The 16,270-nt window shown below is 45.4% G+C and carries 15 protein-coding genes; 6 read left to right on the top strand and 9 right to left on the bottom strand.

Features of this window, described 5'->3' with window-relative positions:
• Positions 1–11 precede the first annotated feature (11 nt).
• Both ACHA8N_RS15270 and ACHA8N_RS15265 read left to right on the top strand, forming a co-directional pair.
• Complete coding sequence (locus tag ACHA8N_RS15270) at positions 12–713, top strand: WxL domain-containing protein (RefSeq protein WP_393966220.1); 702 nt, start codon at positions 12–14, stop codon at positions 711–713.
• Between the two features lie 22 nt (positions 714–735).
• Positions 736–1,746, top strand: a complete 1,011-nt coding sequence (locus ACHA8N_RS15265; protein WP_393966219.1) for a WxLIP family cell surface protein — start codon at positions 736–738, stop codon at positions 1,744–1,746.
• 48 nt (positions 1,747–1,794) lie between these two features.
• Here ACHA8N_RS15265 and pepT read toward each other — a convergent pair whose 3' ends face one another.
• From pepT to tnpA, 3 genes are all read right to left on the bottom strand, one after another.
• On the bottom strand, positions 1,795–3,030 hold the full coding sequence (gene pepT, locus ACHA8N_RS15260) for a peptidase T (RefSeq protein ID WP_393966218.1): 1,236 nt from the start codon (positions 3,028–3,030) through the stop codon (positions 1,795–1,797).
• Positions 3,031–3,227: 197 nt separating this feature from the next.
• Complete coding sequence (gene tnpB / locus ACHA8N_RS15255) at positions 3,228–4,319, bottom strand: IS200/IS605 family element RNA-guided endonuclease TnpB (RefSeq protein WP_393966217.1); 1,092 nt, start codon at positions 4,317–4,319, stop codon at positions 3,228–3,230.
• A gap of 5 nt (positions 4,320–4,324) precedes the next feature.
• Complete coding sequence (tnpA, locus tag ACHA8N_RS15250; protein WP_393966216.1) at positions 4,325–4,723, bottom strand: IS200/IS605 family transposase; 399 nt, start codon at positions 4,721–4,723, stop codon at positions 4,325–4,327.
• 173 nt (positions 4,724–4,896) lie between these two features.
• Between tnpA and ACHA8N_RS15245 the strand changes: the two genes are divergently transcribed.
• Positions 4,897–5,883: a zinc-binding dehydrogenase gene (locus ACHA8N_RS15245; protein WP_393966215.1), complete on the top strand. Its 987-nt coding sequence runs from the start codon at positions 4,897–4,899 to the stop codon at positions 5,881–5,883.
• Positions 5,884–5,993: 110 nt separating this feature from the next.
• Here the strand turns inward: ACHA8N_RS15245 and ACHA8N_RS15240 are convergent, their stop codons facing one another.
• Positions 5,994–7,181 carry a class I SAM-dependent rRNA methyltransferase gene (locus ACHA8N_RS15240; protein ID WP_393966214.1) on the bottom strand — a complete coding sequence of 396 codons (1,188 nt, stop codon included), beginning with the start codon at positions 7,179–7,181 and terminating at the stop codon, positions 5,994–5,996.
• Positions 7,182–7,523: 342 nt separating this feature from the next.
• Between ACHA8N_RS15240 and ACHA8N_RS15235 the strand changes: the two genes are divergently transcribed.
• On the top strand, positions 7,524–7,931 hold the full coding sequence (locus ACHA8N_RS15235; RefSeq protein WP_147512127.1) for a (deoxy)nucleoside triphosphate pyrophosphohydrolase: 408 nt from the start codon (positions 7,524–7,526) through the stop codon (positions 7,929–7,931).
• Here the strand turns inward: ACHA8N_RS15235 and ACHA8N_RS15230 are convergent.
• The 5 genes from ACHA8N_RS15230 to ACHA8N_RS15210 all read right to left on the bottom strand — a co-directional run bounded on the left by ACHA8N_RS15230 (position 7,906) and on the right by ACHA8N_RS15210 (position 14,178).
• Positions 7,906–11,064, bottom strand: a complete 3,159-nt coding sequence (locus ACHA8N_RS15230) for a DUF3427 domain-containing protein (protein ID WP_393966213.1) — start codon at positions 11,062–11,064, stop codon at positions 7,906–7,908. The genes ACHA8N_RS15235 and ACHA8N_RS15230 overlap by 26 nt on opposite strands.
• 145 nt (positions 11,065–11,209) lie before the next feature.
• Positions 11,210–11,656, bottom strand: a complete 447-nt coding sequence (locus ACHA8N_RS15225; protein WP_393966212.1) for an OsmC family protein — start codon at positions 11,654–11,656, stop codon at positions 11,210–11,212.
• Between the two features lie 105 nt (positions 11,657–11,761).
• Positions 11,762–12,694 carry an aldo/keto reductase gene (locus ACHA8N_RS15220; RefSeq protein ID WP_214721505.1) on the bottom strand — a complete coding sequence of 311 codons (933 nt, stop codon included), beginning with the start codon at positions 12,692–12,694 and terminating at the stop codon, positions 11,762–11,764.
• A 13-nt stretch (positions 12,695–12,707) separates the two neighbouring features.
• Positions 12,708–13,598, bottom strand: coding sequence for an aldo/keto reductase (locus ACHA8N_RS15215; RefSeq protein WP_393966211.1), 891 nt, complete (start codon positions 13,596–13,598; stop codon positions 12,708–12,710).
• A 94-nt stretch (positions 13,599–13,692) separates the two neighbouring features.
• Complete coding sequence (locus ACHA8N_RS15210; RefSeq protein WP_393966210.1) at positions 13,693–14,178, bottom strand: cupin domain-containing protein; 486 nt, start codon at positions 14,176–14,178, stop codon at positions 13,693–13,695.
• 145 nt (positions 14,179–14,323) lie between these two features.
• Here ACHA8N_RS15210 and ACHA8N_RS15205 point away from each other — a divergent pair, with 145 nt between their 5' ends.
• Positions 14,324–14,605 carry a putative quinol monooxygenase gene (locus ACHA8N_RS15205; RefSeq protein WP_393966209.1) on the top strand — a complete coding sequence of 94 codons (282 nt, stop codon included), beginning with the start codon at positions 14,324–14,326 and terminating at the stop codon, positions 14,603–14,605.
• 180 nt (positions 14,606–14,785) lie between these two features.
• The gene (locus tag ACHA8N_RS15200; RefSeq protein ID WP_393966208.1) at positions 14,786–16,192 is read left to right on the top strand and encodes a YfcC family protein; all 1,407 of its coding nucleotides are present in this window, start codon (positions 14,786–14,788) and stop codon (positions 16,190–16,192) included.
• Positions 16,193–16,270 lie beyond the last annotated feature (78 nt).

The following is a 16,270-nucleotide window of genomic DNA, read 5'->3' as shown; positions in this document are numbered from 1 at the left end:
GGGAAACTGAGATGAGAAAAAAATTGGCTGTGACATCGGTATTGATGAGTGTTGCTTTGCTGCTTGGAACAACTTCCGTATTTGCGGCTACGACGTCGACTGGAAACTCGCAGGCGACGATTACCTTTACTACCGATAAAGCTCCTGTCATCGTTGACCCGGATGACCCGACAAAGCCGTATGATCCGATCAAAGACGGAGCAATTACCCCAACCAATCAAACGGGTCCTCTCACTCTAGACTATGCACCAAATTTCAATTTCGGTTCTCATGAAGCGCTTGCGACCAATTCAGCAGTGTATCAAGCGCTGAATAAAAAACCATTCCTGCAAGTGACCGATCGACGCGCGTTGCGTTCCAAGTGGGATATGAAAGTGAAACTTGGTAAATTCATAAACTCAGAAACCTCAAATGAATCATTGAGCGGAGCGAAGCTGTCAATTAGTTCGGGAATCGTTAAATCTGCGATTGGCTTGACGGATGGTTCAGCTCCAACGACACAAAACGTTCAGTTAACAGCAGGTGCAGCAAGTGGAACGACGATTTTATCCTCAGCTGCCGGGACGTTTTCGACATGGGTAGTTTACTGGCCGGGAGATTTAGTTGGACAAGCACCGAATACCTATATCTCGTTGGATGTCCCGATCAATACACAAGTTAAAGGAACGCATACGGCTACCCTCGAATGGACCATTTCTGATGTCGTGAATTGATATGGAATAAGGGGTGAAAGTGATGAAGAAGTGGGGACTTAGTGGTCTTTTTGTCGTATTGTATCTTGTATTCGGTATAGGAAGTCCATCTTTCGTCAAAGCAGATGCGCCTGTCAATTTTTCGATTGAAGCGATACCAAACGAATTTCAAGTCGACTCGGGTGTCACGTACTTTGATTTACGGATGGCGGCCAATCAAAAAACGGATGTCCGGGTTCGGATCTACAATCATGGTTCGGACGATCAAACGTTTTTAACATCCATTCGCAACGCGACGACGAATGGGAATGGATTAATCGTCTATGAGCAGAAAAAACCGCTTGCGCTTGCTCCTGTTTCCTTAACAGAAATGATTCGACCAGCTACGAAATCGATCTTCATCAAAGGCGGCGAATCGAAGGTTGTTTCTTTGCCCCTGCAAATTCCAAATGAACTGACCGGAACCGTTCTTGCAGGAATCCGAGTCGAAAAAAAATTCGACGAAAACGAAACAAAAGAAGATACAATCGGGATTCAAAACCGACATGCCTATATCATCGGATTGAAGGTCCGTTCCGAGATTAAAGACGTCTCTCCTGAATTGACGTATGAAGGAATTCAAACCAAATCCTACCTGACACGCCCGAACATTTTGGTGAAGCTTGCGAACCAAGCCGCAACGATTACGAAACCGATGAAATTTGAAGCGGTCATTTCGAAAAATAAAAAGGTTATCGTTCGAAAAGAAATGGACGTTCGCTTTGCACCATCGACCTACATGACGGTGCCGATTGAGACGATGGGGATTTTAAAAGCCGGCACGTACCAAGTGGTGATTCGCGTCGAGGGGAAAGAACGGACGTGGATATGGAACGATGAATTTACGGTGACGGAAAAACAAGTAAAACAAATGGAAGAGGAGATTCCAAAAATCGAAAAGAATTCAAACTCCTTGATTGGAGAATGGTCAAAAGAATTAATGATTGCCTCGACCTTGATTATTTTTCTCCTGCTCGGATACATCTATCGTTTAAAGAAGCAACAGCATTCTTGATGAAAAAAGCAGATTCTCGAGGCGAGAATCTGCTTTTCTTGAGCAATCTTATTTAGACGACTGAGCGAATCGTTCGGCAATCGCAACCACAACTTCTGTTGCTTTGACCATATTGTCGACGGAAATGAATTCAAACTTTCCGTGGTAGTTTTCGCCGCCCGTAAAGATGTTTGGTGTCGGAAGTCCCATGTAAGAGAGCTGAGAGCCGTCCGTCCCGCCACGAATCGGTTTGATGATTGGTGTGATACCACGTGACTCCATCGCCGCATGGGCGATATCAACGATTTCCATGTGTGGCTCGATTTTTTCACGCATGTTGTAGTATTGATCGTTCAGTTTGATTTCAACGCTTCCTGCGCCATATTTCTTGTTCCATTCTTCGACCAAAGCCGTCAGGAAGTGTTTCCGGGCTTCGAATTTTGCGCGGTCAAAATCACGGATGATGTACTGGACCGTCGTTTTTTCGACCGATCCTTCAAACGAGATTAGATGATAGAACCCTTCGAAACCATCCGTAAATTCAGGAGCTTCGTCACCCGGTAACCGGTTTTGGAAAGCCATCGCGTGTTTTTGTGAATTGACCATCTTGTCTTTCGCCGTCCCTGGATGGACGTTCGTGCCATGGAAAACGATTTCTGCCGCAGCGGCGTTAAAGCTTTCATATTCGAGTTCGCCGAGTGGACCACCGTCGACTGTATAAGCAAACTTTGCATCAAAGGCCGCGACATCAAAATGGTGGGGACCACGACCGATTTCTTCATCCGGTGTAAACGCGACCCGGATCCGACCATGTTTGATTTCCGGATGGATGATAAGGTGGTGCATCGCTGTCATGATCTCGGCGATGCCAGCTTTATTATCTGCTCCAAGCAAAGTCGTCCCGTCTGTCGTCATCAGTGTATGTCCGACATAGTTTTTCAGCGCCGGAAAATCCTTTGGTGACAGGATGACAGGGAGCGTCGCGTTGAGAACCAAGTCTTCGCCATCATACTCTTCGACGATTTGCGGATTAACGTTTGTTCCCGTAAAGTCAGTCGCCGTATCGAGATGGGCTAAAAATCCAATCGTTGGAACGTCGGTATCCGTGTTTGAAGGGAGAGTCGCCATGACATATCCATTGGCATCAACGGTCACGTCACTCATCCCAATTTCCTTCAGTTCGTCCACGAGAAGTCGAGCAAGCGTCCATTGTCCTTCGGTTGTCGGGACGGTTGTACTGGCGTAGTTCGACTGGGTATCGATTTTTGCATATGTAGTCAAACGACGAATCAAATCATGTTTCACGAAAAAAACGTCCTTTCTGAGTTAAGGTAACTTCATCATATCACGAAGCGAGAATGTTAGAGTATTCTGAATCATGGTGAACTACTCACCACTTATTTGCTTCGCAAATTGAAGTGGGAGCTTCTTGGGAAGATCGTACTTTTACGAGCTACGGTTATTGACCAAGCTCATCGGGTGGTTCCCACCCTGAAGGGTTTTCAGTCTGCTAACAGCAACAAGTTGATACTCGCATTAATATCTCTGTCATGATGAGCGCCGCAAGTACACGTCCAGTCGCGTACATCGATCGTTTTCTTCTCGCCTTTTACTCCACAAGAAGAACAGATTTGAGTAGAGGCGTACCATTGATCCGCTTTGATAAGTGTTCGCCCATAGAATGTGCATTTGTATCCTAACTGTCGGACGAACTCATACCAACTGACATCTCCAATCGATTTGGCGATTTTATGGTTCTTCATCATGTTCTTCAACTTGAGCGTCTCGACGACGATGACTTGGTTATCGTCAACCATCCGTTTCGACAGCTTATGAAGAAAATCTTGACGTTGATTTGCAATCTTTTCATGCTTCTTAGCAAGGATCATCCTCGCCTTCTCTCGGTTCTTACTCCCGATTTTCTTGCGGGACAAGGCGCGTTGCGCCTTCTTGATCTTCTCTTCGGACTTTCGAAGAAAACGAGGATTGTCAACTTTCTCAGAAACCCACTCATCATTTGTCATGATGGCGAAGTGCTCCAAACCAAGGTCGATTCCTACTTTATTCTTGGCTGGAACCCATTGCTCTTCGGCTTGATCGACAAGGATAGAGATGAAGAATTTCCGGGTCTTCGTCATCGAGACCGTCGCGGACTTGATCACACCATCAAACGGACGATGTTGTTTCAACTTCACGAAACCGATCTTAGGAAGTTTCACCTTACGATCTTCGATGCGGATGCTTCCCTTCAGATTGTTGGTCGTGTAAGAGGCTCGGTCGTTATGCTTTGATTTGAATTTCGGAAATCCGACAGACTGATCCCGAAAAAAGTTTTGGTACGCCCTGTTCAAGTCCATCTGAGCGTTCGCAAGAGAAAGACTGTCGACTTCTTTGAGGAAAGGGAATTCAGGCTTGTACTTCGCTGGGGTTGGGAGCTTTTGCTTTGCGCCAGAGTTGAGCTTCGAGTCTTCATACAGTCGAATCCGCTCTTCGAGCATCTTATTGTAGACGAAACGGACACAACCGAACGTCTTCATGAAATATTCTTGTTGGGGTTTCGTCGGATAGAGTCGAAACTTATACGCCTTCAGCAAAGTGATCACTCCTTCCCTTGTTTTTCGATATAGTGTCTGATGACGTCGCTTGTCGCACCTCCGGTCGTCACTAGACAATAACTTCGAGACCAAAACATTTCTTTCCATAGTTGTTTCTTGACATGCGGAAAGTCTCGTTTGATCAGTCGGCTGCTTGCGCTCTTGTAAGCGTTCAGAAACTTTGACATCTCCGTGTTCGGGTGTGCTTTGAACAGCACATGGAGATGATCGCCGTCATGATTCCACTCATTCAGCGTGATATGATACGACGCGCCGATTCGTTCGAAGGTCTGTCTCGCGAACTCCGAGATGGCGTCATCGATCACTTTTCGTCTGTATTTCACGACGAGGACAAGATGATAATTCAGAAGAAAGACTGAATGTTTATTTGTATCCATTTTCATTGATATATCAGTCCTTTTGATGAGTTATACTGATTGTATCAAATAATTGTATTCTTACCAAGACGAGCGATTCATCTCCCACCTACGCTGGGCTTCGCCCCGGTACGCTTAGAGGTGGGAGATGAATCGCTAAATTTAGTTAAACTGATGATGAAAAAAAAGGGGGATTTAAAATGAAAGCATTTGTCGTCGAACAATACGGGAAGGACGCTGCGCTAACAGAAAAAGACGTCACACTCGATCAAACAGGGAACTACGATTTAAAGATCAAAGTCGAAGGGACGAGCTTAAATCCACTGGACACAAAGATGTTTTTTGGTCATGTGGCAGCAGCTCCGTCAACTGGAATTCTCCAGGGAGATGTTACGGGGACAATCATTGAAATTGGGGAGAGTGTGACGTCTTTTTCTGTCGGCGATCACGTCATTGCCTTTGGCGGTGGACTGGGAAACCGATCTGGAGCACTGGCGGAGCAAATGCTGGTTCCGGAACAGATGGCGGTCCACAGACCGAAAAATCTTGATGTTGCGACTGCAGGGTGTTTGCCGGTCATCAGTCTGACAGCGATGGAAGTATTGAAGGAACGGGCAGCCGTTCAGCCGGGCATGCGATTGTATGTAGCTGGTGGCACAGGTGGTGTCGGACATCTTGTCGGACAACTCGCCAAACACTATGGGTGTGACGTGACGGCAAGTGCGGCAAATGATGAAAAAGCAACGTGGCTGGACGAGCATGGGATTCGTCCACACCGTTACCGGGAAGAATCAGCCGAACAACTTTTAAAACGTCTTGGTCATGACGGATTTGATGTCATCATCGATACGGTCGGAGGAGATCATTTGCAAGAGTCCTTCATCCTCGCAAAAGAACGTGGCAAAATCATCTCTATCGCAACGCGGACGACACAGGATTTGACGCCGATGCACAGTAAGGCATTGACGCTCGAAGCTGTGTTTGTTGCCCTTCCATTACTGAAAGGGAAAGAGGAAGAGATGTTACGTCAAAAAAAGCATTTGGCAGAAGTCGTGCAACTCGTAGCGGATGGAGTCATTGATCTCGTGATCGAAGAGCACGTGTCACGTGAGATTGATGCTTTAAATGCTGCGTATCACCTCTTTGATCAACGGTCACATTTTGGAAAAGTGAGTATCACTACGTGAGTGTTTATTTTTCCTAAGAGTAATGATTCGCTATTCATTATACTTTTCCTTTTAATCCCAAAAAAATTCTGCTGATGGTTTTTTCATCAGCAGAATCGTTGGATTATTGATTATTTACGGCGAACTAAAACCGATTTTAATGTGACTTCTTTCAAAGAAGGGTGTTCTGGAAAATCAGGTAACGGTGTACTTTCCCAAATGATGTCGTACGTTTGGCGAAGTTTTTTGAAGGCTTGATCGACCATCTTCATAAACCGGACTTGATCAAACAGCGGACAATCCGTCGTCACGAGCAACAATCCGCCACGATGCGTCATATGAATCGTCTGTTGAATCAATGCCGTCAAATCGACTTCGGCCCGGAAATGACGTGCCTGTGTTTTGACGAGCGCCGGTGGATGAACGATGACAAAGTCAAACCGTGTTTTTTTGTCTGCTTGATCGATGTAATCAAAGGCATCCTGCACAAGGATCGTTTGTGTCGCCGGATCCAGTTGATGCAGCTCGAGTTGTTCGATTGTCTTATTACGGCTCCGGGTCGAGAAATCGACACTCGTTGTTTCAGTTGCACCGCCGAGCAATGCCGATGCTGTCAACGTACCGGTATCCGAAAAGAGATTCAGGACACGTCGGTCTGTGGCATGTTCTTTGACGATCGAACGGAGTTCGCGTTGTTGGATATCGAGTCCGGTGCGCATGCCGGCATCCAGATGGTACAACAACGGTAGACCGTTTTCTTGCAGGACTTCCGGGAAGTCACCACGTTCACCGGCTAAGAAATCATCCCCTTTAACAGGTTGACCATCTATTTGGAAAGCCCGTTTTTCGTAAATACTCTTAAAATGAATGAGTGACTCGAGAGCCGAGACGATATCCTGCTTAAAGGAATAGATGCCTTCGTTCTCAAACGTGATTAAGTAATGATGATCAAAACAATCGATCGTCAGTCCACCGATGCCGTCGCCGGAACCGTTGAAGACCCGGAACGTATCAATCAAATCATTTTCAAAAAAATCATTTCGACGATCGAGGGCAACCTCGATTTTTTCTTTGAAAAAAGTTTCGTCGATGTCTTGCAGTTCATCGGTTGAAAGTAACCAGCCAAGACCTTTTTCCTGCTTGCCAAAGTAACCGGTCGCAAGGTATTCTTTATCTTCTGTTGTCAGCCGGAGCAAGGCACCGGCTTCTTTTAGATGATTGCTCTTTTGAAACAGTTCTTTGTACAGAAGCGGTTGTCCGTTTGTAATTTGTTCGATGGCCGTCGTTTTAACGACGACCGGATAAATTTCACGTGGCACATAAGTTCCTCATTTCTAGTTGTGGATAAGTAGTAAAAGTATAGCATATGGAAAGTTATCCACATGTGGATAATTTGAATAAAAAAAGATTGACCCAAATAGCTGCTAGTGTGTGGATAACTTTTGTAAAAAAAGAATCGCTTCTTTTCCATGCGCTTTCCTCAGGCGAGACATAAGCCAGAATTCTCGATTCCATGGAATCGAGAATCGGGTCTTATTTGTCTCTGACAGCGCAGATTCCTGCGCTTTTTCCTGTAGGAGTCGCATGAAAGAAGTGATCCTTTTTTACGAGTCGTAGTTTAGGATAGACATAAATGATTGATTAAAGAGAGGATGAACAGCATGTCAAAAAAGACGATTTCCGTTGTAGGTGCAGTAGTGACTAATTCAAAAAACGAAATTCTGTGTGCTCTTCGAAGCCCTGTCATGTCATTACCGAACCTTTGGGAGTTTCCGGGTGGGAAAATTGAACCGGGTGAACGTCCTGAAGAGTCTCTTTACCGCGAAATTCAGGAAGAATTAAATTGTACGATTCAAGTAGGCGATCACATTGAAACGACACGGTACGAATATGAAAAAGTGATTGTTGAGTTATCGACTTTTCAATCAACGATTGTATCGGGTGCACCGGAAGCACTGGAACATGCCGAATTACGCTGGGTACCCGTCAAACAGTTAAATTCTTTGAACTGGGCGCCGGCTGATGTACCAGCTGTTGAAAAAATCATGAAAGCTTTTTCCACGAAATAAATTCTTCGCTAGTTAAAGGTTCTTTTAAAATCCATTCAACATTAATCGGTTTAGATCCGTGACTGTGTTTATGAATCAGTTCACCGAAGTACGTAAACGGTAAGGACCGGCCTTGTTCTTTTTCAGCCTTGCGTATAAACAGATGAATCTTGATTCCGCGTTCTTCGTGGTGGCGGTACAGCTCCCCTGCTTTTCCGTGAGCTGTAGCAATACTTTGGGATTGCCAATGGAAATGATCTTTATCAATAAAGTAGTCTTGATAATTCAACTGATCTTCAATCGATTCATTTTTGTGTAAATTAACGAATAATACATAATCATTTCCGGCCTGAGCGACACCTTCACGCCATGAACCTTCCTGGCTTGGAGATTGTAATAATCGCTGGATGACAGACCGACTGTATGTCATTCTCGAAATCAGCGATTGACGGCTAGTCAACCAGTGTTCACCTCCGGAAAGTTGCTCAAATGAGTGGAGACCAGCTTGAATCAGCTCCTGCAAATAGTCGACTAACTCTGGTGACAAGGCTAAAATCCGGGTCATCTCTTCCGATAATGTATATTCACCAGCGGCAGATTCCACGAGCAAAATAATCCGATCATGTTTTAAAGAAGTAGACCAGCGATTGAATAAATGCTGAATCAAAGGCAAACGATGTGTTAAGGCTTCCGGTAAAACGGCAAAGCGGCTTACTGTCGCTCGAATGACATCATCAGCGGAAATGGTTTGCTGGTTGAACAGCAATTGAACCATCAACAAGCTGAATGGTTCACGGATCGGGAACCAACTTTCGAGATGTTGAAGCACACGTCGTGTATCCGGATTAAGCAACAAAGCGACTTCTTCATCGGTTGCTACTTTTTCCAGTTGTTTTAATCGCAGGACACTTTTCCACTGTTGAATAATGGTTTCAATGGCGGGAGCATCCGGATGCGTGACCAAATCATTTAATGACGGTGTGTCGCCGATCATGGTCATAAGACGCTGGTAACTTTCACGCAACTGTTTACTGGCCGAGAACTCAATTTTTTTCATTTGTTCAATGATAAATGTTTCTGTCACACGATCTAAAATCGCTAAAGATCCTTCAGGCAAAATCGGAAAATGATTTTGAACAGCATTCGCTACATGATACCGGTCGATCGAATGGAAAGATTGCTGACCGGATAACACAAGCGGTGCGACAAAAGCTCGTTGACTGTTACCGATGAAATCTAAAATCGTGACGTATTCTTTGGATTCATGTTTCCGCAAGCCGCGACCGAGTTGCTGAATAAAGATGGTTGGAGATTCTGTTGGACGTAAAAACAGCATGACATTAATTTTGGGAATATCGACACCTTCATTAAAGAGATCGACTGTAAAGATAAACGATAACGGATCCCGATCATCTTCCAGCCGTTGAATGGCTTGTTCCCGTTCTAATTCCGTTTGTTTACTTGTGATGGCCAATGACTCGATTTGGTGCCGGTTAAACTCGGCAGCCATGTATTCCGCATGATCAATATTGACACAAAAGCCGAGACCGACCTGATTTTTACCGCTGTGACCAAATTTGGTCATCATCTCGAGAATATATTCCGTCCGAGAAGAACGTTCGAGTGCTTCCACTAAATCTTTTTCAATGTATAATCCATTTTTTTGCGGAATGGCTTCGTAATCAATGGCTTCATCATCTTGAATACCAAAGTAATGGAACGGCGTTAATAAGTCTTGGGCCAGAGCATCATATAATCGAATTTCGTACGCAACGTTGTGGTCGACCAACTTAAAGATGTTTAATCCATCCATTCGTTCCGGCGTTGCCGTAATCCCGAGTAAAAATTGTGGTGTGAAATAGTTGAGAATTTTTTGATAAGACTCGGACGCTGCATGGTGGAACTCATCAATAATGATGTAATCAAAGGTATTGGGATCAAATTGTTCCAAATGGGTTTCTTTTGAAAAGGTTTGAATGGTCGCAAACGTAAATTGTTTATCGAGATCTTTTTGATTCGCCTGATAGCGACCAAACGTAGCATGAGTATCCGTAAAGATTTTCTTAAATGTTTCTTCAGCTTGAGACAAAAGTTTTCCGCGATGGGCGACAAACAGAACACGTTTAGCTACAAACTGTTTGACGTCGAAAGCAGCCAAATATGTTTTTCCTGTTCCGGTCGCTGCAATGACCATGGCTTTTGTTTGGTGCTTTAATCGCAAGCGGTGTAATTGTTCCAAAGCCGGAAGCTGCATTTCATTTGGCTGAATCACTTCGTATTCAACAGACGGTTCTGCAACGCGATCATTCACAACAAACTGTCTGATCTTCGGAGAATCTAGATGGTGTTGCTCATATTGATCTAAAATAGCAGAGGTGCAGGGAATTGCTTCGTCACTGTTCCAGAGATTATTAAATAGTATTTGTGCCTGAGAAACTAAAGAGGTGAGAGGAGAATGGGGAATTCGCACATTCCATTCTAATCCATTTGTTAAAGCAGACTTTGATAAATTGGACGAACCGATGATCGCACTGTGTAAATCAGTTTCCCGTGTAAATAAATATGCTTTTGGATGGAACGCTTGATTTTTTTTGATTGGTTCATAAATTTTAATCTCGATATTTTTAAACTGCATCAGGGTGCGTAATGCCTTGGCTTCTGTAATGTTCATATAAAATGAAGTCAAAATACGAATCGGCTTATGGATACGTTCTGCTTCTTGAAGCGAAGGGACCAGAGCTTGAATTCCAGAATGGCGGGTAAAACTAACCATCCAGTCTGCAGATTGAGCTGTCGATAATTCATCAATCAAGTGATGCAACAGTTTTTCTTGATTTTCTTGACCCGGTGCAATTAAGTCCCAAGCTCTCAGTGATCGTTCATATTGTACAGGCAGAGCCGCAGACGAAGTTAATTCCCGGTGTAGGGGAGCGGCTAAAAGCGGTTCCTTTAATGCAGAGAGCCAATGATTTGTTGTTTCAATCATTTCTCCTGTCAGTTGATTTTGTTGAAACTCCACAATGGATTTATAGAAGAGTTCATTTAAATGTGTGAGTAATTCGGCTGTGTAATCGGCTGGCTGAACCGGTGAACTCTTTCCGGATGGTGAAGCTGCGGTATTTTGACTGCGTAACTTTTCTTGAAACAATGACATCTGATGACCTCCAATAAATTCCAAACTAAGTTCAGTATACGAAGGAACGGAAAATCGTGCAGCAAGAATCGAATTAAACTACAAAAAACTTCATTTCCAATTAGGAAATGAAGTCAAAGGTATCATACTGCGTAAACATGGAAGATTAACCTGCCAACTCCACGACCGCTTCTAACGAAACGTTCACATTACCAGCCAGTGCCCGGGTAATCATACACGAGCCTTCCGCTTTTTCGGCAAGACGGCGTGCTTTTGTCAGGTTCGCTTTTGTTGTGTCCTCCGGAAGAATCAATGTCGGTCGATGAATGATGGCGTCATAGGTGAAGACTCCGTTCGTGACGTCGACGATTCCTTCCGATTCCATCGTCAGGGACACTTTCGGAATGTTGTTGCGTTCGAGCATCGCGGCCAGCGTAATGATGTAACACGTTGCTGCCGCCCCCAGCAACATTTCATCCGGATTGGTTCCGACACCGGGACCGTCCATCGCGTCCGGAATCGAAATCTTCGTTTTTAACTCGCCGGTCTCGATCTGTCCGACGTCATTCCGATTGCCGGGCCAGTCTGCTGTAAGGTGAAAATGGTGTTTCATATGAATCGCCTCCTGTTTCTTTATCATACGAGCCTGCCCAAAGATTTTCGCTTAATTTGCTCAAACAAAACCACGCCAAGTCAAAATGGCGTGGTTTTTATTGGGTCAGCTAAAGATGTGATCGATTTGACGAATTTCCTCTTCCGTCAATTCCACATCGAGTGTCCGGATTGTATCTGTGACTTGCTCAGCCCGTTTCGCACCTGGAATGATGGCATCAATGCCGTCTTGTGCCAAATACCAGGCGAGGACGATATGGGCCACTTCGGCATCTTTCGCTTCCGCAATCGGGCGTAATAAGTCGACTTTCGCCAAGTTGTCTTTGAATACATCCTCTTGGAACAACGGATCATTTTTCCGAAGGTCATCAAATTTCGTTTCGGCATCGTATTTTCCGGCAAGCAGACCGGCTGCGAGCGGGAAGTACGGGACAAACGAAATGCCGTGTTCCCGGATGTACGGAAGAATCTCTTTTTCAGCGTCACGCTTAAAGAGATTGTACTCTCCTTGATAGACGTCGATATGACCATCTTTGTTCGCTTCTTTTAATTGTTCGAGTGAGAAGTTCGAGACGCCGATCGCCCGGATTTTCCCTTCGGCTTTCAACTCGGCAAGTGCGGCGACCGCTTCGTCTTTTGGCGTCTGCTCGTCCGGGAAATGAATATAATAGAGATCGATATAGTCTGTTCGCAGACGTTTTAAGCTGTCCTCGACCGATTGTTTTAAAAATTCAGGTGAGTTGTTCATGACGACATCCCCATCGACCAGTTGATGCGCCCCTTTTGTCGCGAGAATGACCTCTTCACGCTCCACCGTTTCACTCCAGACTTCTCCGACCAGTTCTTCTGAACGTTCCGGTCCGTAAATGTAGGCGGTATCCAAAAAGTTGATTCCGTTCATCAAGGCGACGCGGACCAGATCCCGACCTGCCTGTTCGTCGAGGTTCGGGTAGAGGTTATGTCCTCCAACCGCATTGGTCCCAAGACCGATTGGGTTGACCGTTAAATTAGATTTTCCGAGTTTGACTGATTTGTTCATCATTGACTCCTCCTTAGACGATATCGAGTGGTTCTTTTTTTGTAGGTGCCGGGAACGCTTCGTCGAGTGCAGCCAATTCTTCTTCGGTTAAATCGACCAAAGCGGCTTTCCCGTTTTCCTCCACATGCTGCGCTTGTCCGGCTTTTGGAATCGCGATGACGTCACCGCTTCGGATGGCCCAGGCAAGCAGGATTTGTGCCGGTTTGACGCCGTGTTCTTCGGCGAGGCGTTCGACAGTCGGATGGTCCAGCAACTGATCCCGTAAACTGCCGCCTTCAGCAAGCGGACAATACGCCATCACCGGTATCCCGTGTTGTTTGAGAAGCGGCATCAGCTCGTACTCAATCCCGCGTGAACCGAGATGGTACAGCACTTGATTGACGGCGCATTGATCGCCTTGATCGAGCGCGAGAAGTTCTTTCATATCTTTGACATCAAAGTTCGAGACGCCCCAACGGCGAATTTTCCCTTCGGCTTTCAACTGTTCCAGTCCATCGATTGTTTCCTGTAGCGGAATACTGCCGCGCCAGTGCAACAAATAAAGATCGAGATAGTCGGTGCCGAGATTTTCGAGTGTCCGCTCGCAGGCGGTGCGTAACTTTTCACCACCGGCATTATGCGGGTAGACTTTCGAGACGAGAAACACTTCGTCGCGTCGCTCTTTGAGCACCTCACGAATCAGCTGTTCGGATGCACCTTCCCCGTACATTTCCGCGGTATCGATCAGTTCCATCCCGCTGTCGAGGCCGACCTGCAACGCTTCGATTTCAGCTTGACGCTTCGTTTGATCTTCACCCATGCGCCATGTTCCTTGACCGAGTGCGCGTACGTGAGTCTGATCTGGAAGCGTGACAGTTTGTTGCTTCAGTGCCGCAAGTATGACGGTCCGTTCTGTCTCATTCATCTTTCTTCCTCCTTTAAAAAACACAATAGTAGGGTTTACCACGGATGTGCCAGAAAAAAACGTCTGCTTTCCAGTGGACGGAAAGCAGACGTGACTACCAGTGTTCAAATAATGGTCCTTGTTTTCCGTAAACGGGATCCGTTTGCGGACGTTCGACTTGGGCAATTCGTTTTAGGTTTGCCGGGCGTTCGCACGGATCACCCGTTAAGGTGTCGTAATCCTGACCGTTTGGATACGCTCCGATGACTTTAAATTGTCGGCTGGTATGCAGTGCCTTATGTCCGGTACCGGCAGGAAGAACGACGACATCACCGGCCGTCAAAGTAAAGGTTTTTCCGAGCGGTCCACCAAGTTGGATGCTGGCATGTCCTTCAAGGATACCGATGACTTCGTGGGCGACGCTGTGATAATGATGGAAATCAAAAATACCGTCGACCCAGCTGTTTTGCCAATTGTGCGAATGAAAGGTATCTTCGATGGAAGACGGATCGTCAAAGACATGACGATAAATCAGAACGGGTAAATCTGGGTTGTTTGGAATCTCGCCATCATCCTCGAAATAGAAAATCTCGACCGTCATTTGAATGGACTCCTCTCTGATGTCAAAATGATACATTTTTTTACCCGAAATATAACTTCTTTAATCGTATAAGCATCTTAATGGAGAATCGAAAGGGAAGGTGCTACGATACTTGAGTTAATGAAATTTTAGAGGAGGCTTTCCAATGATCGCCATTGAAGCAAAATTAGAAGTACAAGCTGCAAAACGCCAAGAATTTTTAGAAGCTACTAAAACATTGATCGAAGGATCACGCATGGAAGCAGGCAATATCAGTTATGATCTCTTTCAAAGCATCGAAGACGAAAATGTCTTCATGATGATCGAAAAATGGGAAGATCAAGCAGCGATCGAGTCGCACAATACAAGTGCTCATTTCGGTCAGTTCGTGGCATTTGCTCAAACAGCGCTTGCGAAACCGTTAGATGTTCAATCGTTCAACGCATAATCAGAGAACGTCGTAAAACCTGACAATCGTCAGGTTTTTTTGTGGTTTCTAAAAAGAAAAACCAGTAAATAATATATTACAAAAAGATTAAATGACAAAATAGTCTGTTATTTTTTCCATAAATAGGGCATTATCTCTTAAGAGAGTTAAAATATTAATAGTAGATCAGGAGGCAAACGAATGAACGAACAGAAACCACAGACAGATGCTTCTGCCCGGTCTTTCTTCAAGATGCCTCATACGTATGCTATCATCATGGGAATTTTATTGATTGCAGTCATCTTGACGTATACATTACCGGCCGGACAGTTCGATCGGGAAAAACAGGACGGACAAACCGTCGTCATTGACGGTACGTATCGTGCGGTCGAGTCGGCTCCAGTCAACTTGTTTGGTTTGTTTGAAGCGATCCCGAAAGGAATGGAGGCAGGCGCTGCCATTATCTTCTACATCTTTTTAGTCGGCGGTGTATTCGGGATCATCCGACAAACCGGGGCAATCGAGTCTGGCATCAATCAATTGATTAACCGATTTGGTCAAAAAGGACATATTATGATTCCGATGACGATGTTCGTTTTCTCGGTTGCCGGTGCAACGATCGGAATGGCAGAAGAAACGATCATCTTCGTACCGATTGGCATCATGCTGGCACGGGCACTTGGATATGATGCCATGACGGGTGCCGCTATCGTCAGTCTCGGAGCAGCAGTTGGCTTTGCCGGCGGGATGTTGAATCCCTTTACGGTAGGAGTCGCACAATCGATTGCGGAAGTGCCATTGTTCAGTGGACTCGGTTACCGAACTGCAGTCTATCTTGTCTTTTTGGTCGTCACAATTTTTTATGTTATGAATTATGCACAGAAAGTCAAAAAAAATCCGGAGCAGAGTCTTGTTCACGATCTGGAGAAGCATCGAAAACAAGAAACGACGGCAACCTTCTCGCGTTTCTCGAAAAAGCATTTGTTTGTACTGGTCGTATTGATTGGCGGTATCACACTGAACGTCATCGGCATCTTCGAATGGGGTTGGTATTTGACGGAGCTGACGGCATCATTCCTGATCATTGGTCTCCTTGCCGGTATTGTGACAATGGGCGTCAATCGAACGTTTGAGAGTTTGATTGATGGAGCGAAGGCAGTCACATTCGGTGCCTTGATTGTTGGGTTCGCACGGGCAATTGTCGTCATCTTGGAAGACGGCCGAGTCATCGATACCGTAATTTATGGCTTGTCGAATGCCGTCGGACAGTTACCGACATCACTTGCCGTGATCGGTATGTATATTGTCCAACTGATTACGAACTTCTTTATTCCATCCGGAAGCGGACAGGCTGCGACGACGATGCCGATCATGGCACCACTCGCCGACTTGCTTGGGATTGAGCGTCAAGTCGCGGTCCTGGCCTTTCAATACGGAGATGGATTGACGAATATGATTTTTCCGACAAGTGCGCACTTAATGGCATTCTTGGCGATTGCCGGCATTCCATACGAAAAATGGTTACGGTTCGTTTGGAAACTGTTTGCGATTTGGATTGTTCTTGCGTGCGGCGCATTGCTTCTCGCGGTGGTACTTGGAATTCAATAATCATCAAAAACCTTTCGTTCCAAGTGAGCGAAAGGTTTTTGACATGCAGGAAACGGGAATGCTTACGACGAACGAATA

The organism is Exiguobacterium sp. S22-S28 (assembly GCF_043359615.1).
Classification (GTDB): domain Bacteria; phylum Bacillota; class Bacilli; order Exiguobacteriales; family Exiguobacteriaceae; genus Exiguobacterium_A.
The sequence above is the reverse complement of the archived record's forward strand: the minus strand, read 5'-3'. Positions and strand labels throughout refer to the sequence as shown.